The organism is Chlorobaculum sp. 24CR (genome assembly GCF_004118635.1).
GTDB lineage: Bacteria > Bacteroidota > Chlorobiia > Chlorobiales > Chlorobiaceae > Chlorobaculum.
On sequence record NZ_SDGU01000036.1, the window covers coordinates 16,500 to 37,142 of the forward strand.

Genomic DNA, 20,643 nt, shown 5'->3' on the forward strand with positions numbered 1-20,643 from the left:
ATACGTGAATCAGACAACTTTGAAATCTTCACCACAAATCAGATTACCTAAGTGTAAATCTAACGCGCGTTTTTGACTCTACCAACACTTTACCGCGATAGTTCCCTGTCACGCCTCACATTCCAATAAGCTCATCCCCAGCCCTCACCACCCCACCTGCGCGAAGTTCTGCCGTATAGATGCCATCTCCCGGCACATCACGCCCATCTCGGAACTCGTTACGCATCATCGCCGCTATTTCTTCCTGAATAAAGCCTCTTTATTATATTACCCGAATTATTACAGAAACCTGAACAGGTTCAACCATTCACTCCGCCGGGCGGCTGGTGCGATTGCTTCACGGAATACCTCCATGGAGGTCTCTCCTTTTGTCCGAAATCCGTATCGACGTCCTTGCATGAAATTTTCCGCTAATCCTGCGCCTCAGTTCGCCAGTATCGTCAAAAGACCGGTCGATCTCGTACTCGACAGCCTTGCCGCATCGGCTCCGTATCGCGCCCTCCGCGATGCGCTTTCAGTGTCGGCAACAGCTGGAGAGCGCAGTGCCGTAAGCGTTTGCGGCGTTCGGGGGTCGCTCGCGCCGTTCATTGCCGCCGGGTTGTTCCACGAGTTCGACGCGCCGGTGGCGATCTTTTGCAGCGCCGACGAGGAGGAAGTTTACGACAACGATCTGCCGCTCCTGCTCGGCGGCAAGCCCATCCGCAACACCGCCGATGAACTCTCTCCTGCGCTCGGAATGCTCTCGCGGCGCGAAAAGCTGGTGGTGCTGGCGGCGTTTGAGGATCTCGGCGTCGAGGTGTGCCGCACGGATGCATCGAACGAACGGCTCTTTTCGCTCGCCACCAACGCGGACGCCGGCTACGACGCGCTGATGGCGTTCCTGAAACAAAACGGCTTCGAGAAACGGGAGTTCGTCGAGAATGAAGGCGAATTTTCGATACGCGGTTCGATCATCGATGTCTTCTGCTACGGCAGCCGCGAGCCGGTGCGCATCGAATTTTTCGGCGACACGGTCAGCTCGCTCAGGAATTTCGACACCGACAGCCAGCTTTCGACCTCGGCCATCGAGTCGGCCGATCTGTTCGGCAGTTTCACGCAGGACGTGGCGGCAGAGGCCCAACCGGCCAGTCTGCTCGACTATCTTCCGGAGTCCACAATCATCGTCATCGACGACGCCACGGCGATGGCAAGCGCCGCGAACCGCCTTCTGCTCGAAGCGGCGCTCCCCCGCTTCCGGCACGTGGTGATCCACCGACTCGAAAAAGCGGGCATCGACTTCGCTTCGGGCGAGCAGCAGCGGCTGCATGGCAACTTCCGCCTGCTGGCGGGACGATTGCAGGAGGAGGCCGGGCAAGGGCTGAAGCCGCTCTTCGCCGTCGCATCGAAGCGCGAAATCGAGGAGCTGGCGGAGTTCATCGCCGACGAGAACGCCGACAAATCGCCGGACGCCATCGAGTGGATTCCGGCCAACCTGCACTCCGGCTTCGTGTTCGGCGAGCTGAATCTCTACACCGAGTCGGACATTTTCGGCAAGTTCCACACCCACAAAACGCACCGCAAGCGCAAGGTTCGGGGCATTTCGCTCAAGGAGTTGCAGCGCCTCAAGGTGGGCGATTACGTCGTGCACGAAGATTACGGCGTCGGCGTGTTCCGGTCGCTCGAAACGATCCAGGTGGGTGATTCGGAGCAGGAGTGCGTGCTGGTGGAGTACGAGGGCGGCGACCAGCTCTTCGTTAACGTGCAGAACATCAACCTGCTCTCGAAATACACCGCGTCGGAGGGTTCGCTGCCCAGCCTCTCGAAGCTCGGCAGTTCGAAGTGGAGCGTCAAAAAGGAGAAGGTTCGCAAGAAATTGCGCGACATCGCCGCCAAGCTGATCCGGGTTTACGCCGAGCGCAAGATGACGCCCGGCTTCGCCTTCGGGCCGGACTCGATCTTCCAGCGCGAGTTCGAGGCCTCCTTCATGTTCGAGGAGACCCCCGACCAGCTCAAGGCGATCCAGGAGGTCAAAAAGGACATGCAGTCCCCCTCGCCAATGGATCGGCTCATCTGCGGCGACGCCGGATTCGGCAAGACCGAAATCGCCATGCGCGCGGCCTTCAAGGCGGTCGAGGGCAAAAAGCAGGTGGCGATCCTGACGCCGACCACGATTCTGACCCATCAGCACGGCGAGTCGTTCGCCCGGCGCTTCGAGAACTTTCCGGTGAACATCGCCGTACTGAGCCGCTTCGTGCCGCGAAAGCAGCAGAAGGAGACGATCGAGCGCATCGCCTCCGGAGCGGTGGACATCGTCATCGGTACGCACCGGCTGGTCTCGAAAGATGTGGTGTTCAAGGAGTTGGGCCTGCTCGTCATCGACGAGGAGCAGCACTTCGGCGTGGAGGTCAAGGAGAAACTGCGCCACCAGTTCCCCGGCGTCGATACGCTCACCATGTCGGCCACGCCGATTCCGCGCACCATGCAGTTCTCGATGCTCGGCGCGCGCGACATCTCCATCGTTTCGACGCCGCCCAAGAACCGCCAGCCGGTCGAGACAATCATTACCGAGTACGATTCGGCGACGATCCAGTCGGCCATCCGCCGTGAAATCCAGCGCGAGGGGCAGATATTCTTTCTGCACAACCGCATCGCCAGCCTCGAAGAGACCGAGCGCAAGTTGCGCGAACTCGTGCCCTACGCCCGCATGGCCTCGGCGCATGGACAGATGCCCGCAAAGGAGCTGGAAAACGTCATGATGGACTTCATGCAGCAGGAGCTCGACGTGCTCATTTCGACCTCCATCATCGGTTCGGGCCTCGACATTTCCAACGCCAACACGATCATCATCAACCGCGCCGACATGTTCGGCCTGTCGGATTTGTACCAGCTCCGGGGGCGCGTGGGCCGCAGCGAACGCAAGGCGTACTGCTACCTGGTTACGCCGCCCTTGCACACGCTCAAGCGCGAGGCGATCCAGCGCATCGCGGTGATCGAGAGCTTCACGGAGCTTGGCTCCGGCATCAACGTCGCCTTGCGCGACCTCGACATTCGCGGCGCGGGCAATCTGCTCGGCGCGGAGCAGTCGGGCTTCATCCACGAAATCGGCTTCGATCTTTACCAGAAGATGATCGAGGAGACCGTGGCCGAACTCAAGCTCACCGAGTTCAGCCACATCTTCAGCGACAGCGAAAAGGCCGCGCTCAAGCCGCAGAGGCCGTGCGACATGATTTTCTTCTTCGACGCGCTTCTTCCCGATTATTACATCACCGCCACGCAGGAGCGCTTTTCGTGCTACGACCGCATCTCGAAAACAGGTGACGATGCGGCGCTCCAGAGCATTGCCAGAGAGCTGGAAGACCGCTTCGGCGCGATGCCGGAGGAGGTGCGGAACCTGCTGGCGCTCGCCCGCCTGAAGCACCTCGGCTCGTCGCTCGGCCTCGAAAAGATCGACCTCCAGCCCTCGACCGCCACCATCTTCCTGCCATCGGACGACGACAAAGAGTTCTACGACAGCGCCTTTTTCCATCGGCTGATCGTTTCACTGCAAAACGGCGCGATCAGGGAGTACCACCCGCAGTTCAGGCACGAAAAAAAGATGAAGCTCGTCTTCCAGCACCCTGCCAACGCCGACACCGCTCCGCTGGCGCTCATCGACCGGTACGAAGCGCTGCTGAAAAGCATTGCGGAGAGAGAGGTTGCGAGCGAAACCACGTAGCCCGTTCTCCCTCCTATAGGACTTATAGGTCGAATAGGACTTATAAGTCCTATTCTCCCCTCCCCAACTTTTAACAATTGTTAGAAACTATTTCCCGAAACCGAACGGTTATTGGAATTATGAAGCAATTCACTTCATAAACATAAAATCATACAGTGATGAATACCACCATAAACAACCGAAAATGTTCCGCCCAGGTTGGGGATAGATTGCTCGATGTAGCTCGCGCTCATCACAGCCATATTGGTTACTTTTGCGGCGGAAACGCAATCTGCCAGACCTGTTACGTCAGGGTGCTCGAAGGTGCGGAGCTGCTTTCGCCGATGAGCGACGCCGAAAAAGCGATGCTTTCCGACAGGCTGATAAAGGAGGGTACGCGAATGGCCTGCCAGACCCTCATAGAAAAACCGGGCAAAATTACGATTCTCTCCGAGGTCGAGGCAGCCAAAAGGATGACCCTCGAAAATCCGCTCCAGCTTCCGGCATATATGGGCAAGATGGGTTGGGAGTCGGCGGTCAAGTTCACTGACACGATCGTTTTTCAGGCGCAGCGTGAAAAGGGGGAACATGCGCTTGAACCGACACAATTGCTTCACGATGTCGCGGCGGGCATAGGTGACGCCATTCAGCTCGTGATCGAAGCCATACAGGACTTGTTCGGAGTGAAGCGTTCGGCGGAAAAACCCGAACCCGGAGCAGGAGATGGCTACGGCGGCGATGTGGCGGCGATCCTTGCAAAAAGGGCGGAATGTAACAACGGTCACCGCAGGATCGTCTCTCCCGAGGGACTCCAGCTCCATCAGGAGTGCGGCGCTACCTGCAACTGACCCGCGTCTGAAAAAAGCCGGAACTCCCGGCTTTTTTCATTTTCGCTCATTTGGCGAAATAACGCTTGAAGTACTCTTTGAAACCCATCGTACCGGAGGTATATTTCTGCATGGAAAAATCTCCCGGCGACTCATTCGACAAGCCATCGTTCACCAATGACAATCTTACCGCCATGACTATCTACATCAACGACAGACCGTGTGAAGCGCAGGTCGGCGATCTGCTGCTCAACGCCGCAAAACGCAACAAATCGCACATCGGCTACATCTGCGGCGGCAACGCCATCTGCCAGAGCTGTTTCGTCTATGTGCTCGAAGGGGCCGACTGCCTCTCCCTACCGGGCGAAGATGAAAAGGCCTTTATCTCCGACAAACTTTTCGCCGAGGGCGGACGCCTCGCCTGCCGCACCACCATCGTCAAGGAGGGAACGATCCGGATGCTGACCCGCGCCGAAAAATTCCGCAGAATCGTGCTCGGACTGAACGCGCCCGGCTTCATTACCTACGCGCAAACGATTGGTTACAACGTGACCAACAAGCTCCCCTCCGGCGTTTCGAGCATCGTGTCGAGAGTGCAGTCCGGACGGCTCAATCCCGTCGATTCTCTCGGCAAGATCGCCAGCGGCCTCGGCCCGGCGTCACAGCTTGCCATGAACAATTTCATCGAAACCTTTCCCTTCATGCAAGCCCCGCTCGACATGGCGGGCAGTACCGCCAAAGGGGCGCTCGACACCGCGTCTGGCGCGCTGTGCTCAGTCAGCGGCGGGCGGCTGCACCTGCCGGGTTCGACCTGCGCCACCCACGACAAACCGGCGGAAGCCGTCGAGCGCATTACCATCTCGGCAAAATAAGCCGTACAAACCTTGACCCGCGCCCCCGGCAGCCATCGACGGTCTCCGGGAGCGTAATAGCAATGCCGAGAGCTGTTTCAGAAATTCTGACGATTTGACCGACGATGGGCTACTCTTCCGACTTTGGAACTCTCGAATTTGAACTCGGAGTCAAAACTCTCGAACGCTGGCTGCTCAAGCCGGAAAAGACGATGAATATCTCCATCGCCGTTCCGAAAGAGCGAGCACAGGACGAGCGTCGCGTCGCGCTTTCACCGGCGGGCGTTCAGATACTCTCGGAACAAGGCATCCGGGTGGTGGTCGAAAGTGACGCAGGCTGTTTCTGCAATTTTCACGATCAGGATTACGCCGAAGCGGGCGCAATTATCGCCGAATCGCCGGAGGAGCTGTACTCCGAGGCCAACGTCATTGTCAAGGTCTCGCCGCCGCAGCCCGAAGAGCTGCACCTTCTCCTGCCCGGCCAGATGCTCATCTCGGCGGTGCATCTCGGCACGGTGAGTCGCCAGATGCTCAAAACGCTGATCGACAAGAACATCACGGCGCTTGGCTTCGAGTTCATTGAAACGCGGGACGGCGAGCTGCCCATCGTCCGGACGCTGAGCGAAATCGCCGGATCGCTGGCCATCCAGACAGCGGCCAAATACCTCGAAACCGGTTACGGCGGGAGCGGCATTCTGCTCGGCGGCATTGCCGGAGTGCCGCCCGCGCACGTCACCATCATCGGCGCGGGCACGGTGGGCCTGTTCGCCGCGCAGGACGCGCTCGGCCTCGGTGCGCAGGTGACGGTGATCGACAAGGAGATCAACCGTTTGCGGCGTTTTGAAGCGTTCTTCAACCGCCACTTGGTGACGGCCATCGCCAACGAGCACTATATCGCCCAACTCGCAAAAATGTCCGATGTGATGATCGGCGCGCTCAGTCCCAAGCTAAAGCTCAACAAGCCGCTGGTGAGCGAACAGATAGTGCAATCGATGAAGCCCGGCTCGGTCATTATCGACGTGTCGATCGATCAGGGAGCCTGCTTCGGCACCAGCCGCCACACGACGCACACCAACCCGATTTACGTCAAGCATGGCGTAACGCACTACTGCGTACCGAACATCCCGTCAGCAGTCGCCAAAACCGCAACCTACGCTTTGACCAACACGCTCCTGCCGTTCCTGCTCAAGCTGAACGCGCACCAAACCATTCCGGAAATTCTCTGGAACAGCCACAGCCTCCGGAAAGGCGCCTACCTCTACAAAGGGTACGTCACCAGGAAAATCCTCGCCGAGCTGACCGACCTCCCCTTCCGCGAAATCGACATGCTGCTCGCCACAGCGTAGCGAAGAATGAATGCTGAATTATGAATTATGAATTGAAGAAGAACAACCTCTTCAGGCATTCCTCGTCCACAAAGTCCACGCCGTCCACTCAGTCCATACTACGCCCGGCTCACAGGTAATCCAGCGGCTTGCCCAGTTGCCGCGCAATGTACGAGGCGCACGAAACTCCTGAGTAGGTCACGGCGATCACGCCCTGGCCAGGGAAGGTGCTGTCTCCGGCGGCATATAAATTCCTTACCGGCGTGCGGTTCTGCGGCTTGAGCAGCACGTTCTGGCCCGGCTTGAGCAGCGGGCCGTACGAGCCGTCGCGGCGGTTGAGGTAACGCACGTGCGTCTGCGGCGTGGCCGTCACCGTGAGTTCGATGGCCTCCTGCAAGCCCGGCAGGAGGCGTTCGGCTCGCGCGATGAGCGAGCGGGCGAAGGCCTCTTTGGCGGCTTTGTATTCCGCGCCGCGATAGTCGTACCGATCCCACTGCGTCGTTTCGGCGGTCACGAAGAGGTGCAGCGCGTGCTTGCCGGGCGGCGCGAGCGACGGGTCGAGCACCGAGGGCGCGGAGAAGTAGATCGTGCCGCCAAGCTGGTCGTACTTCGACCAGTCACCGACAATGATGTGGTGCATGTGAAATTCCGGCGGCACGATCGCGCCATCGACTCCGAGCCAGAGCTGGAACCAGCTCGGCGCCTTGATGAAGCGATCGTCCGGAATCCGCAGCCGGGGATCGTCCACGAGTTTCCTGAAGGTGTCCCACGCGGTGGCGTTGCTGACCACCGCCCTCGACCTCACCTCCGCGCCGTCAGAGAGCCGGACGCCGACCGCCACGCCCTTCTCGACAATCACCTTCGCCACTTCGCTGCCAAACCGGATCGAACCGCCGAACTTTTCGATCCCCTTCACCAGCGCCGCCGGAATGGCTCCCGCGCCGCCGACAGGATAGTTGATGCCGCCGTGGTGCCGGTCGGCCAGGCAGATGCCCGCGTTGACCAGTGGCGTCGAAATAGCGTCCTGCACCGACCACGAGTACGATTCGAGATCGATGAAGCGCAGCAGCTCCCTGTCGCTGATGCAACGCCGCGCCACCTTGCCCATCGAAAAGAGCGTCTTGACGCCAAGCGCCATTACCTTGAGCGGATGCTTCGCGCCCACAATCCCCAGATGCATCACATCTTCGAGCGATCCGGCGGGCAGGGCATTGAGAATGGCATAGACCGATTCGAGCTCGTCGTAAAATTTCCGGATGCCCGCCCGCTCATGCGGAAAGCGGCGGCAGAGCGATTCGAGAAACCGGTCGCGGTCGAACCAAGCCGGGACCTCGAAACCCGCCGGCAAGTGGTAGTGAATCTGCACCGGATCGGCAATGGTCTCGACCTCAACGCCGAGTTTGCGAAAAATCCGCGAATGCAGGTTGAGCGTCCCCTTGGCATCGTCATCGCAAAAGCCGTAAAACACCGACGCCCCGGCGTCAAAGGTGTATCCGCCCTTCTGAAACGACGAGCAGCTTCCGCCGGGGAACCTGTTCTTTTCAAGCACAATGGTCGAAAAGCCGCGCTCCTGCAACAACGCCGCCGCCGTCAGGCCTCCGATACCTGCGCCGATAACAATGACATCAACCGTTTCAGCCATTTTTCAAACTTTTTTTGTGCTGGGTCAAGCCTTCTGGCGCAAAACCACTATTTGGTGCTTGACTCAAAGTTCTCTAAAGATATATTTTTATATTTGTTGTCAGGAACATCACGATCACGGGTTATTGAAACATCGCGGCTCAGTTCAGCAAAAATCCCCTCAAAGCATCCGGTAAAAACACGCCATATGAAAGAGAATAAGCAATCGCTCACGGCTCAGGAACAAGTCAAACAGCAAGAGTTTCAGGAGGAAGCGGTCGTCCATATCAACTCACTCTACAACTATGCGCTGCACCTCACGATGAACCCTGACGACGCCCATGACCTGGTGCAGGAAACCTACCTCAAGGCATATAAATTTTTCAATTCCTTCGAACGGGGAACAAACTGCAAGGCATGGCTGTTCAAAATTCTCAAAAACAACTACATTAACAAATTTCGTAAAAACGCGAGGGAACCCGGAAAAGTCGATTACGACCTGATCAAGGATTTTTACCATACGATCAAGGACGTACAGAGCGACACCACAGAAGCCGAGTCCGATTTTTTCCACTCCCTCTTTCACGAAGAGGTTTACCAGGCATTGCAGTCACTTCCCGAAGAGTTCAGGGAGGTCATACAGTTGTGTGACATTGAAGGATTTACCTATGAGGAGATTGCCAACATGGTCGAAAGCCCGATCGGAACGGTTCGTTCACGTCTGTACAGAGGTAGAAAACTGTTGCGTGCCAAACTTGAAGATTACGCCAATAAGCACGGGTACAACACCGAATCCGGTGAATGACTCCTTGAAATCCAATCAATTTATCAGTTGACTGCCATGAATTGTAGTAAAGCGATGGTGCTCATGAGCGCGGCTATCGACGGGGAACTCACCCCGAAAGAAGAGGAAGAGCTTGCGCAACACCTTGCTGAATGTCCTGAATGCCGAGCCGAGTTTCAGGATGCGAAAAAGACCAAAATCATCATCAGGGAACGCATCGTTCGCGTCAAGGCGCCCACAAGCCTTGTCGAGTCAATCACCAGGCTAACGAGCATCACCTACTGAGGCCCTCCCCTCCATGCAGTATATCCCCTGAAATCCGGCATTCATGCAACGGATGTTAAGGATGTTTTTTTGGTTTGATTAATATGATTTAATAACTATATATCGGAATAAGTTTTCAACTCGAGCCGTTGAAATGGCGCAAAAAGGCTTTAACAGGATTGCGATATGAGCAAATCGATGACGATTACAGAGGAAGAAGTAAAAAAATGGCACTTCAACATGCCGGATGAGATGCTCGAAGCTGTATCGAACCGGTTCAAGCTGCTTTCCGAGCCGATGCGGCTTAAAATTCTGAGGACTCTCTGCGACCGCGAACGCACCGTTCAGGAGATCGTCAAGGAGGTCGGCGCGAGCCAGGCGAACATCTCCAAGCACCTGGCGCTCATGCACGACAATGGCGTGGTCAACCGCCGCAAAGAGGGACTCAAGTGTTATTACAGGATTTCGGACGACAGCATCGTTTACGCCTGCTTCCTCATTTCGAAAAGCGTGGTTGAAAATCTTCAGGACCGGCTGAGCTGGATTCAGAAAGTGAACACCAACCTTACAACCTGAACAATTTTACAAAGACAGAACCGACTAAAGGGCGATCCAGGTTATCGCCCTTTTTTATTTTCACCAGTGCAGCCACCCGCTCTGCCATCGAAAAACTTCGATTGACGCGCGATGCTATCCCCTTTGAACACCCTTCTTTTGCCCCGATCAGCCTCTCCCGTTTTTATCCACCACTCCACTCACCGCCCAAAAACCTGACAAAATGACCGCCATCATGTCAGATAGCGCACAAAAAAGCGCTTTTTTGTCAGACACGAACAAGGCATAAATTGAACATATTGCTTTGGCACGGCTTTTGATGATTTAATACCATAGGCGGTCGATGATCGCCAAACCAACAGAGAGTACATACAAACAAAGCACAAAGGAGACCATCATGTTGATGAAAATAGCGAAAGACCCGATGAGGCTGTTCGATGATATATGGAGCGGCAACCAGATGCCTGCCGCCCCATCGTTCAAAGTCGATATTTCCGAAGACGAACATGCCTACCATCTCGATGCCGAGCTTCCAGGCATTGCAAAAGAGCGGATCGCGCTGAACATCGAGGATGACGTGCTCACCATCAAGGCCGAGCGCACCCACGAGGAAGAGCAGAAAAAGAAGGATTACCACAGGGTTGAGAGAACCTACGGTTCATTCTCACGCAGCTTCAACATCGGCGAAATCATCGACCAGGAGAACATCGGCGCGACCTACGACAACGGCGTACTGCATGTGACCCTGCCGAAAACCCAGCCGGTCAGGAAAACCAAGGAAATTTCAATCAGCTAAACGATTCTCCCGAACGCCTCCACGCAAAAAGGAGGCGTTCGACGTAGATCAAAACCATTAAAAAAAGGACTTACACATCATGGGTAAAATTATCGGAATCGACCTCGGCACCACAAACTCCTGCGTATCGGTTATGCAGGGAACCCAGCCGACGGTCATAGAAAACTCCGAAGGCAACCGCACGACACCGTCGATGGTCGCCTTCACCAAGACGGGCGAAAGGCTCGTTGGCCAGGCGGCGAAACGCCAGGCCGTTACCAACCCGAAAAACACCATCTTTTCGATCAAGCGCTTCATGGGCCGCAAGTACGACGAAGTGCCGAACGAAAAAAAGTTCGCGTCGTATGACGTGGTCAACGAGGGCGGCGACGCCAAGGTAAAGATCGGCGACAAGACCTACTCTCCCCAGGAGATTTCGGCCATGATCCTTCAGAAGATGAAGCAGACGGCCGAAGACTTCCTCGGCGAAAAAGTGACCGAAGCGGTCATCACCGTACCGGCCTACTTCAACGACGCCCAGCGCCAGGCCACCAAAGACGCGGGCCGCATCGCGGGTCTCGAAGTCAAGCGCATCATCAACGAGCCGACGGCGGCAGCGCTCGCCTACGGCCTCGACAAGAAACAGCAGAATGAGAAAGTCGCGGTGTTCGACCTCGGTGGCGGCACCTTCGACATCTCGATTCTCGAACTGGGCGACGGCGTCTTCGAGGTCAAATCGACCGATGGCGACACCCACCTCGGCGGTGACGACTTCGACCAGGTGGTCATCGACTTTCTGGCCGACGAGTTCAAGAAGCAGGAGGGAATCGACCTGCGCAAGGACGCTATCGCATTGCAGCGCCTGAAAGAGGCCGCCGAAAAAGCGAAGATCGAGCTGTCATCGCGCACCGACACCGAGATCAACCTTCCGTTCATCACCGCGACGCAGGAGGGGCCGAAGCACCTGGTCATCAACCTGACCCGCGCCAAGTTCGAGGCGATGAGCGCCACCCTGTTCGACAAGGTGCTCGAACCTTGCCGCCGTGCGCTCAAGAACTCCAAGCTCGACATGAAGGAGATCGATGAGGTGGTGCTGGTCGGCGGTTCGACCCGCATCCCGAAGGTGCAGGCGCTCGTGAAGGAGTTCTTCGGCAAGGAGCCGAACAAGAGCGTGAACCCCGACGAGGTGGTCGCCATCGGCGCAGCTATCCAGGGCGGCGTACTCAAGGGAGACGTCACCGACGTGCTCTTGCTCGACGTCACTCCGCTGTCGCTCGGTATCGAAACCCTCGGCGGCGTGATGACCAGGCTGATCGAGGCCAACAGCACGATCCCGACCCGCAAGCAGGAGGTCTTCTCGACCGCCGGTGACAACCAGACCTCGGTCGAAGTGCACGTTTTGCAGGGCGAGCGCCCGATGGCCACCGACAACAAAACGCTCGGCAGGTTCCACCTCGGCGACATTCCGCCCGCGCCGCGCGGCATTCCGCAGATCGAAGTGACCTTCGACATCGACGCCAACGGCATCCTGAACGTATCGGCCAAAGACAAGGCGAGCGGCAAGGAGCAGAGCATCAAGATCGAGGCCAGCGGCAAGCTCACCGAGGCTGAAATCGAAAAGATGAAAGAGGACGCCAAAGCTCACGCCGCCGAAGACCAGAAGCGCAAAGAGGAGATCGAAATCAGGAACTCCGCCGACTCGCTCATCTTCAGCACCGAAAAGCAGCTCACCGAGCTTGGCGACAAGCTCCCGGCGGACAAGAAAGCCGAGATCGAGAGCGCGCTCGAAAAGCTGAAGGAAGCGCACAAGAGCGGCAGCGCCGAGGCGATCAAGCCTGCGATGGACGAGCTGAGCAAGGTCTGGGGCGAAGCAGCCTCCAACCTCTACCAGCAGCCCGGCGCAGAACCCCAGCCCGGCCCGCAGCCTCAAACCGACGGCCAGGCGGGTCAGTCCGGCAAGGGCGGCGACGGAGCGGTCAACGCCGAATACGAAGTGATCGACGGCGACGACAAGTAAGCGCCATTGAGCCAATCATAACCAAAAAGCCCCGCGTCAGTACGAACGGGGCTTTTTGGTTTTCTTGCCATTTTGAGAATCGCTGTGCGTTCTTTGATCGAATCCGGAAGCATTATCCATGAATTAATGGTAAACTGAGTGAACAAGGCACTATTCCGAAATGCAGGGAGATCAGAGGAGAAGAGATCATGCTTCCGAGAACAAAAATGAAAACGCTTCATCCAGGAGAGATTCTCTCTGAAGAGTTCCTCACCCCCATGCAATTGAGCAGCACCACGGTCGCCGAGGGGTTGAATCTTCCGGAAACGGAGATCGAAGACATTCTGCAAGGCAAGCGTAACATTGATGCCGATACCGCGTGGCGTCTGGCGAGGTTTTTCGGCAATTCGGCGCAGTTCTGGTTTGGAATGCAGATGCAGTACGATCTTGAGAGAGCTTACGAAGAGCACGGCGAAGCCATCCAGCGCGAAGTCTCCGTTTTTCAGATGGAAGAGTAACCGCCCGACGGCGATCTCAACCCGTCAGGGAACGTCGGCACTGAGCATCTCCTCCAGAATATCCGAGGCCCTACCAACCATATCGACGCAAACGGTTTCAAAGAGTTTCCGTTTACGAGCTTGTTGCAGATTTTCCGGCTCGCCGATGTTGAGGCCGAGAATCGATTCGCAACGGCATGAACCCATGCGCTTCTCGAACTCCGCCATGAACTGCCGCCCAGGCTCGCAGGTTTTCCGTTTATTCGCCAGCTCCCCGCTGCCGCCCATGCCGCCGTAGCGCATCGACAGCGCCAAAAGCGCCCCACTCACCGCGCCGTACATCCCGCCGCCCTATCCCACGCACCCGCCTCGTCAAGCGCCCCCGCCACCCGAAAAGCCGCAAACACCGCTTGGCCGCAATTGCCAACGGTTGCTGAACAACTCCAACGCTTTTTCTTTTCTTTGCATGGGATTACGGGAGAGGAATTATGATAGATGCAGTGTCCGGCTCTAAGTGTTATTACTCCGGCCATGAAAACTCTTAAACAATTGCCCCGGACTTTAGTCCGGGGTACGCTGATAAAGCAATATAAATCAGGGCTTTAGCCCAACCTTTTACAATGGGTGAAATTGCGATTTATTGTTGCCGGAGTAATAACAGAGATGTCGCTGGTTTTTGAAAAAGTCAACGTTCTTTTTCGGGGTTCACCACGACTTGTCGCGATGAACCCCGAAAACTCTCTGCAAATTCTTGTCCACCTGTTGTTCAAAAAAATCCGCATCCGAAACCCTTGCATCGACTATCGCATAAAAAACAGACTTGCCTCAAGATGAAAGCTGATACACTGTTAAATATATATTCCACCCAAAAAAAGGCATTATCATATACAATAATAATATTGAAAAGAGCGTCTAAAACTTGTTCCTATCGACATCGAACCTGCCAGAAATGGCGCATCAATGTCATGTTGTTCATTTTAGTAACGCCTGGCCGCCCGCTCTTTTGCCGAACTGCCGTAAATTCCTCAAAAACAATAAGAAACGGAAACTTTGATTATAAAATCCAGGTTGCATCTGATTTATATGGAATGTTACATTACCATAAGAAAAAAGAATGTTTTTCAGAGTGGTTTGGAATTTCATGAAAGCATACCCCTGCCAATCATCTTTTTTCTTTGACGATGGGCCTGAGAGAATGGCGTTCCGGGCATCCGTTGCCATCATCCTTTTCGGGTAACAACCAGGCAGTTTACCATAACCTCAAACTTCCCATTAGTCGGCAACCTCTTGAACGGCATGTCGAACGTGAGTACCGGTTAACCGGAACATAGCGACGGGGCGTTCCGCCCGGAAAGTCAGAATGCAGTGAGCCTCGCTTTTAGTCTGGTTTTTTGTTCATCTATCGCTTCCGGTTTTCAGGCAGATGTGTTTGAAGGTAGCGAAGCTGTATGGTTTAATCTGACCGGTTCGCACTCAATTTGACCTTATGCCCTCCAGCATTCACCCCGGCTGCCAACGGAAAGCTCAGGCTCACACCGGATTGCACCTCTACGAAATGACCGCTTCGCATAAAACCCCCATCAGCATCCCGGTGTCGGCCTTGAGACCGTGATCGGCAAGATCGCCAAACCAGTGAAAAAAGCGGGCAAGATGTCATGAATGTCATTCCGGACAGCGCGGGAACCCTGCCGTATGCGCCCGACAAGTACACCACAATACTGGTTGTCGATGCCGATCCCGTTTCCCGGAACCACACGGCGGCCAGCGTCGAGCAGCTCGGCTATACGTCGCTGATGGCCGACAGCGACGAGGCGTGCATCGAGCTGTTCGGCACCTGCATGATCGAGCTGCTCCTGCTCGACATCAGCGAACCGAGAAAGACCGGTCTCAAAGTGCTCACGTACCTGCACGAGCACAGCATATCGATTCCGGTCATCATCGTTTCGAGTTCGAGCGACATCGAACAGGCAATCTTCTCGATGAACCTCGGCGCTTACGCCTATCTGCTCAAGCCGGTCAGCATCAACCGGCTCGGCATCAACATCCGGAACGCCCTGACCGAGTTCGAGCTGCGCAACAAGCTGATGCTCTTCTCGGCGGCCATTACGCAGCTACCTCTGGGAGTGGTCATCACCAGCGACCAGGGCATCATTGAGTACAGCAATCCCGGATTTACGGCGCTGTCGGGCTACACGGAGGCGGAGGCGAAGGGGCAGTCGATGAGCATTCTGAACTCCGGGGCGAACTCGAAGCACTTTTACCGCAACTTCTGGGAGACCATCAGCGCTGGTAAAATCTGGCAGGGCGAGATCGTCAACAAGAAAAAAAACGGAGAACGCTACACCGAATACTGCATCGTCTGCCCGATCACCGGCCCGGACGCCGAGATCGTCCATTTCATCAGCATCAAGCAGGATATTACCCAGCGCAAAAAGGAGCAGGAGGCGCTGGCCGAAAGCGAGCAAAGCTTTCAGGAGCTGGCAGATTTGTTGCTTCAGCCTGTTTTCGAGATCGATCTCACCGGTAACATCATCTTTTCCAACAAGGCGGGCCTCGACCTTTTCGGCTATACCAGAAGCGATATAGCGCAGGGATTCGAGGCGACAAGGCTGTTCGCTCCCGAAGAGCGCCTTCGGGTATTGCAGAACATGACGGCCCGGGTCAAGGGCATCAGCTTCGACAACCACGAGTACATCACGCAGAAAAAAGATGGCACGACCTTTCCCATGCTCATCTACACCGAACCGATCATCAGGCGCGGGGTACCCATCGGCATTCGCGGCCTCGGCATCGACATTACGGAGCGCAAAAGGAATGAAGAGAAACTGCTCGAACTGAACCAGACGCTCGAAGAGCGCGTCAGGGAAAGGACGCAGGAACTCGAAGTGACCCACCAGCAGATGATTCTCCAGGAGAAGCTCGCCTCGATCGGCCAGCTTGCCGCCGGTCTGGCGCACGAAATCAACAACCCGGTCAACTTCGTGAGAATCAACTTCGCCACGCTCCGGGAAGATGTCAACGACCTGGGTCAACTCGTCAGGGAGTATCGCTCTCTTTTCGAGAACATCAGGGAGTCAGGCCCGATGCCAGAGGCGCTGGAAAAGGTGAAGAGCCTCGAAAAAAAGCTGAACGTGGACGCCTTGCTCAACGAGCTTCCCGAACTGTTCGACGACTCCCGGCGCGGCTTCGAGCGGATCGGCACCATTCTGAGCAGTATGCGCAACTTCTCGTTCCAGCACGCGCTCGACCAACGGGTCCCCTTCGACCTCAACCAGGGCATTCGCGACACGCTCATCATCGCCCAGAACGAGTACCGCTACTATGCCGAAGTGGATACCCGGCTTGCCGAACTGCCGCCTGCGGCCTGCAATCCGGAGCAGATCAACCAGGTCTTCCTGAACCTGGTCGTCAACTGCGCCCACGCCATCGCCTCGCAGAAGCGGCATGAGAAGGGGAGAATCATCATCGAGACCGGCTACGACGAGGAGGTGGTCTGGTGCACCATCGCCGATGACGGCCCAGGCATACCTCCGGAGATCCGGAACCGGATTTTCGAGCCGTTCTTCACCACCAAAGAACCCGGCAAGGGCACCGGGCTTGGCCTGAGCATTTCGTATGACATCATCGCCAACAAGCATGGCGGAACCCTCGCCGTCTCCTGCCCGCCGCAGGGAGGATCGGTCTTCACCATCCGGCTGCCGCTGAAGGCCGCCCCAGCACCCGAAGCATCATGAAAAACCGTGACGAACTCACCATTCTTTTCGTTGATGACGAGTCTGACATTCTCACCTCGCTCAACCGGTTTCTGAGAAGGGAGGAGTACCGGAAATTCTTTGTGGACAACGCCGATGAGGCGCTCCGGCTGATGGCGGAAAACCCTGTCGATCTGGTCGTCTCCGACCTCCGGATGCCGGGAATGAACGGCCTGGAGCTTATCAAGGAGGTCAAGCGGCTCTTCCCCGCCACGCTGCGGATGATCGTCAGCGGATCGCAGGACATCGAGCAGATCATCGAGTCGGTCAACAAGGGTGAGATTTTCCGCTTCATTCCCAAACCCGTCGATCCTGAATCGTTCAAAAGCATCCTGAACGACGCCCTCGACTACTACTGCCTGAAAATCGAGCGCGAGGAGCTGTTCGACGAAATTTCGTTTAAGAACCGGCAACTGACCGAGGCCAACGCCACGCTCGAAAAGCTGGCCGCCGACCTGAAACGAAGCGAGGAGCAGTTCCGTTCGATGAACGACGCAGCGCAGGACGCGGTCTTCATGCTCGATGAAAAGGGGGTGATCCGCTATCGCAACACGGCGGCTGAGGCGATGTTCGGCTACCGGAGAAGCGAGCACCTGGCGCAGCCGGTCGCCGAAATCTTTCCGGAATCGCCAACCGCAATGGAGCTGAACAACCTCATCGCCCGAGCCTCCGGGGAGACGCCCAAGAGTTGCGCCGGACTGGTCATGCAGATCGAGGGCCTTCGCCAAAACGGCTCCCGCCTGCCGCTCGAAATTTCGAGAGGGTGCGTACACCTCGAAAGCGGCCCGCACAGCGTGCTGGTGGCGCGCGACATCACCACAAGGATCGAGGAGGAAAAAAGCCGCAAGCAGTATGAATCCATGCAGAAGGAGCTGGAGTCGCAGATCGAGAAAAAGCTCTTGCAGAGCCAGGCCCCGATCACACTGCGGGACATTGAAATCAGCTACCTGATGCGCTCCTCCGGCCATCTCGACGGCGACTTCACCGAGCTGATCGAGTACGACTCCCTTCAGGCCGACCTGCTCATCGGCGATGTAATGGGCCACGGCATCCAGTCGGCCCTGGCCGCAGCCGGGCTGAAGTCGCTCTATCTGAAAACCATCGCCGAAGAGCAGGTCAGCCTGAAGGCGCTTCCGCCGGTGGAGCGGATCGTCGGGCGCATCCACGAGCGCTGCATTCACGAGCTGATTGAGCTCGGCCTCTACTCTACCCTGTTGTTCCTGCGTCTCGACCTGCAAAACCGTCAAATCGCCTTCGTGGATTGCGGCCACAACCCGATCATCCACCTGCCGTCAAAAACGGGTCGCTGCCGCCTCGTCAAGGGTGACAACCTGCCGATGGGCATGATCGAAAAGGAGGAGTACCGGCAGTCGTGCTTCGCGGTTGAACAGAACGACCTGGTCGTGCTCTACTCCGATGGCATCACCGAAAACCGCTCGCCCGGCGACGAACTCTTCGGCGAAGAGCGCTTCACCGCCCTGCTCGAAAAATCCGCCGCGCTGCCAACCTCGGCGATTGTCGAAAAAATCGAGGAGGAGCTGATGCGGTTCTGCGGCTGCACCAATTTTGAGGACGACGTCACCTGCATCGTGATCCGCATCGGCGGGAACGGAGCGCCGCAACCGGCGCGAAACTGAATCCGGCGATGAGCGTAAACCGGTCGGCGCAAGAGGCCCGTGCGCTGGAAAAACGGCTTACCGGGCACTCGCGAGCGCGGCGCGGCGTTCGACGCCGCCTGGCCTTTGCCGTGAGCACGGCGCTCTCGGAGCTGGTCGTGCGGCTGATCGAGATTGCCGTGGCGCTCTCGGTCTCGCTCTTCGTTTTCGTTCCGGTGCTGCTTGCACGGCTCGCCGTCCGGCTGCCCGCCGGAAAGCCGCTCTTCTCGAAGCGCACGGTGTTCGGGCGTTCGGGCAAGCCTCTGACGCTCCGGAACTTCGACGGGCTTTCGGGCGGCATGGCAACGCTGCCGTGGTTTCTGGAGCTTTTTACCGGGCGACTCGCTTTGGCGGGCACCGCGATTCGCGACTGGCAGCCATCCCCCGCCGCCGCGCCTGAACAGGGGTACATCAGCATGGTAAAGCCGGGCATCATCTCGCTCTGGAGCATCCGGCAAAGCAGCCGGATCGCGCACGAGGGGCGCGAGGCCACCGAGTGGGAGTACATCTTCAGAAAGCACCCGGTTTACGACTTTTTACTGATTCTGCGCGCTCTTCCGGCGATGCTCTTTTCCGAAAAGGAGGCATCGCCTTCGCCCTTCTTCCGGCTGCTCGGCATGAAGATCGGCAACATGACGATGCAGACGGCAATCGGAATGATCCGCCAAGCGCTCGAAGAGGAGCGGCAGTCGGCCATCTTTTTCGTCAACCCCGACTGCATGAACAAGAGCGTCGCCGACCGCAACTACCGCGAGGCGCTCATGGCCGCCGACCATATTCTGCCCGACGGCATCGGACTGGTCATCGCGGGCAAGATGCTCGGTACGCCGCTGCGCGAAAACATCAACGGCACCGACATGCTCCCGTTTCTGTGCACGATGGCCGCCGAAGAGCGGCGCTCGATCTTTCTGCTCGGCGGCAAGCCCGGCGTTGCCGAAAAGGCTGGCGACACCATTGCGCAAAAATATAGCGTCACCATCGCGGGCGTAATGCACGGCTACTTCGACCGGAAAACGGAAAACGCCGGGGTAATCGAAGCCATCAACCGCTCGAACGCCTCGGTTCTGCTGGTGGCCTTCGGCGCGCCGCTCCAGGAGGAGTGGATCATCCGCCACCGCTCGGAACTAAAACCAGCGATCCTCATGGGCGTCGGCGGACTGTTCGATTTCTTTTCGGGCAACATTAAACGCGCTCCGCGCTGGCTGCGTGAAATCGGCCTGGAGTGGGTTTACCGGATTTTGCAGGAACCCGGCAGAATGTGGAAACGCTACGTCGTGGGCAATCCCCTGTTCCTGTACCGGGTGATGAAGTGGAAAGTGCTTGACCAAAGCTCGAACCCCTGAAATGCAATGGAACTCGATCCAACCGTCCGCCGCGAGCTGATCCGGAAAATCAGCGGCAACATCCGCCCATCGCTCCGGCTGCGGGGAAAACTGAAAGTTGCCGCCTGGGAGAACACCATCCGCCTCTCCTACCTTGCCAAACGCCTGCTCGACATCGCGGTTTCGACGCTGGCCCTCGTCCTTCTGTTGCCGGTCTTCGCGCTGACGGCGCTCTCGATCGTGCTGGAAAATCCGGGGCCGGTCTTCTTCGTGCAGACGCGGGTCGGCAGGAATGGCCGCCACTTCCGGTTTTACAAGTTTCGCTCAATGGTGGTGAACGCCGAAAAGCTCAAAACTGAACTCTCAACGCAGAACGAGTCGAAGGACGGGGTGATCTTCAAAATGAAAAAAGACCCGCGCATCACCCGCACGGGGCGCATCATCCGCAAGTTCAGCATCGACGAACTTCCCCAGCTCATCAACGTGCTCAAGGGTGACATGAGCCTGGTCGGTCCGCGCCCGCCGCTGCCGAAGGAGGTGGCGCAATACACACTCGAACAGCGCAAGCGGCTGCACGCCATTCCGGGCATCACCGGCCTGTGGCAGGTGAGCGGCAGGAGCGACATTGCGTTCACCGATCAGGTACGACTCGACTTGCAATACATCCAGAGCGCGGGCATCATCAGCGACCTGCGCCTTCTTCTGAGAACCATCCCGGCCGTCATCAGCGGCAGGGGAGCTTACTGA

At 57.1% G+C, this 20,643-nt stretch carries 17 protein-coding genes; 14 read left to right on the top strand and 3 right to left on the bottom strand.

Annotation, left to right across the window (positions count from 1 at the left end):
* The first annotated feature begins 397 nt into the window (after positions 1 to 397).
* The 4 genes from mfd to EST62_RS08070 all read left to right on the top strand — a co-directional run bounded on the left by mfd (position 398) and on the right by EST62_RS08070 (position 6,697).
* A complete protein-coding gene (mfd, locus tag EST62_RS08055) occupies positions 398 to 3,694 on the top strand; it encodes a transcription-repair coupling factor (RefSeq protein WP_167599255.1) in 3,297 nt (1,098 codons plus the stop codon).
* 158 nt (positions 3,695 to 3,852) lie between these two features.
* Positions 3,853 to 4,521 carry a 2Fe-2S iron-sulfur cluster-binding protein gene (locus EST62_RS08060; protein ID WP_129051591.1) on the top strand — a complete coding sequence of 223 codons (669 nt, stop codon included), beginning with the start codon at positions 3,853 to 3,855 and terminating at the stop codon, positions 4,519 to 4,521.
* A 173-nt stretch (positions 4,522 to 4,694) separates the two neighbouring features.
* Positions 4,695 to 5,372 carry a 2Fe-2S iron-sulfur cluster-binding protein gene (locus EST62_RS08065; RefSeq protein ID WP_129051631.1) on the top strand — a complete coding sequence of 226 codons (678 nt, stop codon included), beginning with the start codon at positions 4,695 to 4,697 and terminating at the stop codon, positions 5,370 to 5,372.
* A 104-nt stretch (positions 5,373 to 5,476) separates the two neighbouring features.
* A complete protein-coding gene (locus tag EST62_RS08070) occupies positions 5,477 to 6,697 on the top strand; it encodes an alanine dehydrogenase (protein WP_167599256.1) in 1,221 nt (406 codons plus the stop codon).
* A gap of 109 nt (positions 6,698 to 6,806) precedes the next feature.
* Here the strand turns inward: EST62_RS08070 and EST62_RS08075 are convergent, their stop codons facing one another.
* On the bottom strand, positions 6,807 to 8,318 hold the full coding sequence (locus tag EST62_RS08075; protein WP_129051592.1) for an FAD-dependent oxidoreductase: 1,512 nt from the start codon (positions 8,316 to 8,318) through the stop codon (positions 6,807 to 6,809).
* A gap of 186 nt (positions 8,319 to 8,504) precedes the next feature.
* On the opposite strand from EST62_RS08075, the gene EST62_RS08080 reads away from it, so the two are divergent.
* The 6 genes from EST62_RS08080 to EST62_RS08105 all read left to right on the top strand — a co-directional run bounded on the left by EST62_RS08080 (position 8,505) and on the right by EST62_RS08105 (position 13,188).
* A complete protein-coding gene (locus tag EST62_RS08080; RefSeq protein ID WP_129051593.1) occupies positions 8,505 to 9,101 on the top strand; it encodes a sigma-70 family RNA polymerase sigma factor in 597 nt (198 codons plus the stop codon).
* Between the two features lie 36 nt (positions 9,102 to 9,137).
* Positions 9,138 to 9,365, top strand: a complete 228-nt coding sequence (locus EST62_RS08085; protein ID WP_129051594.1) for an anti-sigma factor — start codon at positions 9,138 to 9,140, stop codon at positions 9,363 to 9,365.
* 165 nt (positions 9,366 to 9,530) lie between these two features.
* Positions 9,531 to 9,920: a helix-turn-helix transcriptional regulator gene (locus EST62_RS08090; RefSeq protein ID WP_129051595.1), complete on the top strand. Its 390-nt coding sequence runs from the start codon at positions 9,531 to 9,533 to the stop codon at positions 9,918 to 9,920.
* A gap of 376 nt (positions 9,921 to 10,296) precedes the next feature.
* Positions 10,297 to 10,695, top strand: coding sequence for an Hsp20/alpha crystallin family protein (locus EST62_RS08095; protein ID WP_129051596.1), 399 nt, complete (start codon positions 10,297 to 10,299; stop codon positions 10,693 to 10,695).
* 79 nt (positions 10,696 to 10,774) lie between these two features.
* Positions 10,775 to 12,691 (top strand): molecular chaperone DnaK, encoded by a 1,917-nt coding sequence (gene dnaK, locus EST62_RS08100; protein ID WP_129051597.1) that lies wholly within the window; start codon positions 10,775 to 10,777, stop codon positions 12,689 to 12,691.
* A gap of 188 nt (positions 12,692 to 12,879) precedes the next feature.
* Positions 12,880 to 13,188, top strand: a complete 309-nt coding sequence (locus EST62_RS08105) for a HigA family addiction module antitoxin (protein WP_129051598.1) — start codon at positions 12,880 to 12,882, stop codon at positions 13,186 to 13,188.
* A 24-nt stretch (positions 13,189 to 13,212) separates the two neighbouring features.
* Here the strand turns inward: EST62_RS08105 and EST62_RS08110 are convergent, their stop codons facing one another.
* Together EST62_RS08110 and EST62_RS08115 are read right to left on the bottom strand one after the other, a co-directional pair.
* Positions 13,213 to 13,509, bottom strand: coding sequence for a C-GCAxxG-C-C family (seleno)protein (locus EST62_RS08110; RefSeq protein WP_245153547.1), 297 nt, complete (start codon positions 13,507 to 13,509; stop codon positions 13,213 to 13,215).
* A gap of 630 nt (positions 13,510 to 14,139) precedes the next feature.
* A complete protein-coding gene (locus EST62_RS08115) occupies positions 14,140 to 14,391 on the bottom strand; it encodes a hypothetical protein (protein ID WP_129051599.1) in 252 nt (83 codons plus the stop codon).
* A gap of 431 nt (positions 14,392 to 14,822) precedes the next feature.
* Here EST62_RS08115 and EST62_RS08120 point away from each other — a divergent pair, with 431 nt between their 5' ends.
* From EST62_RS08120 to EST62_RS08135, 4 genes are read left to right on the top strand one after another with little or no spacing between them, the layout of a single operon-like run.
* A complete protein-coding gene (locus tag EST62_RS08120) occupies positions 14,823 to 16,901 on the top strand; it encodes a PAS domain S-box protein (RefSeq protein WP_129051600.1) in 2,079 nt (692 codons plus the stop codon).
* Positions 16,898 to 18,556, top strand: coding sequence for a SpoIIE family protein phosphatase (locus EST62_RS08125; RefSeq protein WP_129051601.1), 1,659 nt, complete (start codon positions 16,898 to 16,900; stop codon positions 18,554 to 18,556). Before EST62_RS08120 ends, EST62_RS08125 begins: the two co-directional genes overlap by 4 nt.
* 8 nt (positions 18,557 to 18,564) lie before the next feature.
* Complete coding sequence (locus EST62_RS08130; RefSeq protein WP_129051602.1) at positions 18,565 to 19,917, top strand: WecB/TagA/CpsF family glycosyltransferase; 1,353 nt, start codon at positions 18,565 to 18,567, stop codon at positions 19,915 to 19,917.
* A 6-nt stretch (positions 19,918 to 19,923) separates the two neighbouring features.
* Complete coding sequence (locus tag EST62_RS08135; protein ID WP_129051603.1) at positions 19,924 to 20,643, top strand: sugar transferase; 720 nt, start codon at positions 19,924 to 19,926, stop codon at positions 20,641 to 20,643.

Bases quoted from the DNA above. Each gene is read 5' to 3' on its own strand.
- mfd (WP_167599255.1), top strand. From the start codon at position 398: ATGAAATTTTCCGCTAATCCTGCGCCTCAGTTCGCCAGTATCGTCAAA.
- EST62_RS08060 (WP_129051591.1), top strand. From the start codon at position 3,853: ATGAATACCACCATAAACAACCGAAAATGTTCCGCCCAGGTTGGGGAT.
- EST62_RS08065 (WP_129051631.1), top strand. From the start codon at position 4,695: ATGACTATCTACATCAACGACAGACCGTGTGAAGCGCAGGTCGGCGAT.
- EST62_RS08070 (WP_167599256.1), top strand. From the start codon at position 5,477: ATGGGCTACTCTTCCGACTTTGGAACTCTCGAATTTGAACTCGGAGTC.
- EST62_RS08075 (WP_129051592.1), bottom strand. From the start codon at position 8,318: ATGGCTGAAACGGTTGATGTCATTGTTATCGGCGCAGGTATCGGAGGC.
- EST62_RS08080 (WP_129051593.1), top strand. From the start codon at position 8,505: ATGAAAGAGAATAAGCAATCGCTCACGGCTCAGGAACAAGTCAAACAG.
- EST62_RS08085 (WP_129051594.1), top strand. From the start codon at position 9,138: ATGAATTGTAGTAAAGCGATGGTGCTCATGAGCGCGGCTATCGACGGG.
- EST62_RS08090 (WP_129051595.1), top strand. From the start codon at position 9,531: ATGAGCAAATCGATGACGATTACAGAGGAAGAAGTAAAAAAATGGCAC.
- EST62_RS08095 (WP_129051596.1), top strand. From the start codon at position 10,297: ATGTTGATGAAAATAGCGAAAGACCCGATGAGGCTGTTCGATGATATA.
- dnaK (WP_129051597.1), top strand. From the start codon at position 10,775: ATGGGTAAAATTATCGGAATCGACCTCGGCACCACAAACTCCTGCGTA.
- EST62_RS08105 (WP_129051598.1), top strand. From the start codon at position 12,880: ATGCTTCCGAGAACAAAAATGAAAACGCTTCATCCAGGAGAGATTCTC.
- EST62_RS08110 (WP_245153547.1), bottom strand. From the start codon at position 13,509: ATGTACGGCGCGGTGAGTGGGGCGCTTTTGGCGCTGTCGATGCGCTAC.
- EST62_RS08115 (WP_129051599.1), bottom strand. From the start codon at position 14,391: ATGATGGCAACGGATGCCCGGAACGCCATTCTCTCAGGCCCATCGTCA.
- EST62_RS08120 (WP_129051600.1), top strand. From the start codon at position 14,823: ATGAATGTCATTCCGGACAGCGCGGGAACCCTGCCGTATGCGCCCGAC.
- EST62_RS08125 (WP_129051601.1), top strand. From the start codon at position 16,898: ATGAAAAACCGTGACGAACTCACCATTCTTTTCGTTGATGACGAGTCT.
- EST62_RS08130 (WP_129051602.1), top strand. From the start codon at position 18,565: ATGAGCGTAAACCGGTCGGCGCAAGAGGCCCGTGCGCTGGAAAAACGG.
- EST62_RS08135 (WP_129051603.1), top strand. From the start codon at position 19,924: ATGGAACTCGATCCAACCGTCCGCCGCGAGCTGATCCGGAAAATCAGC.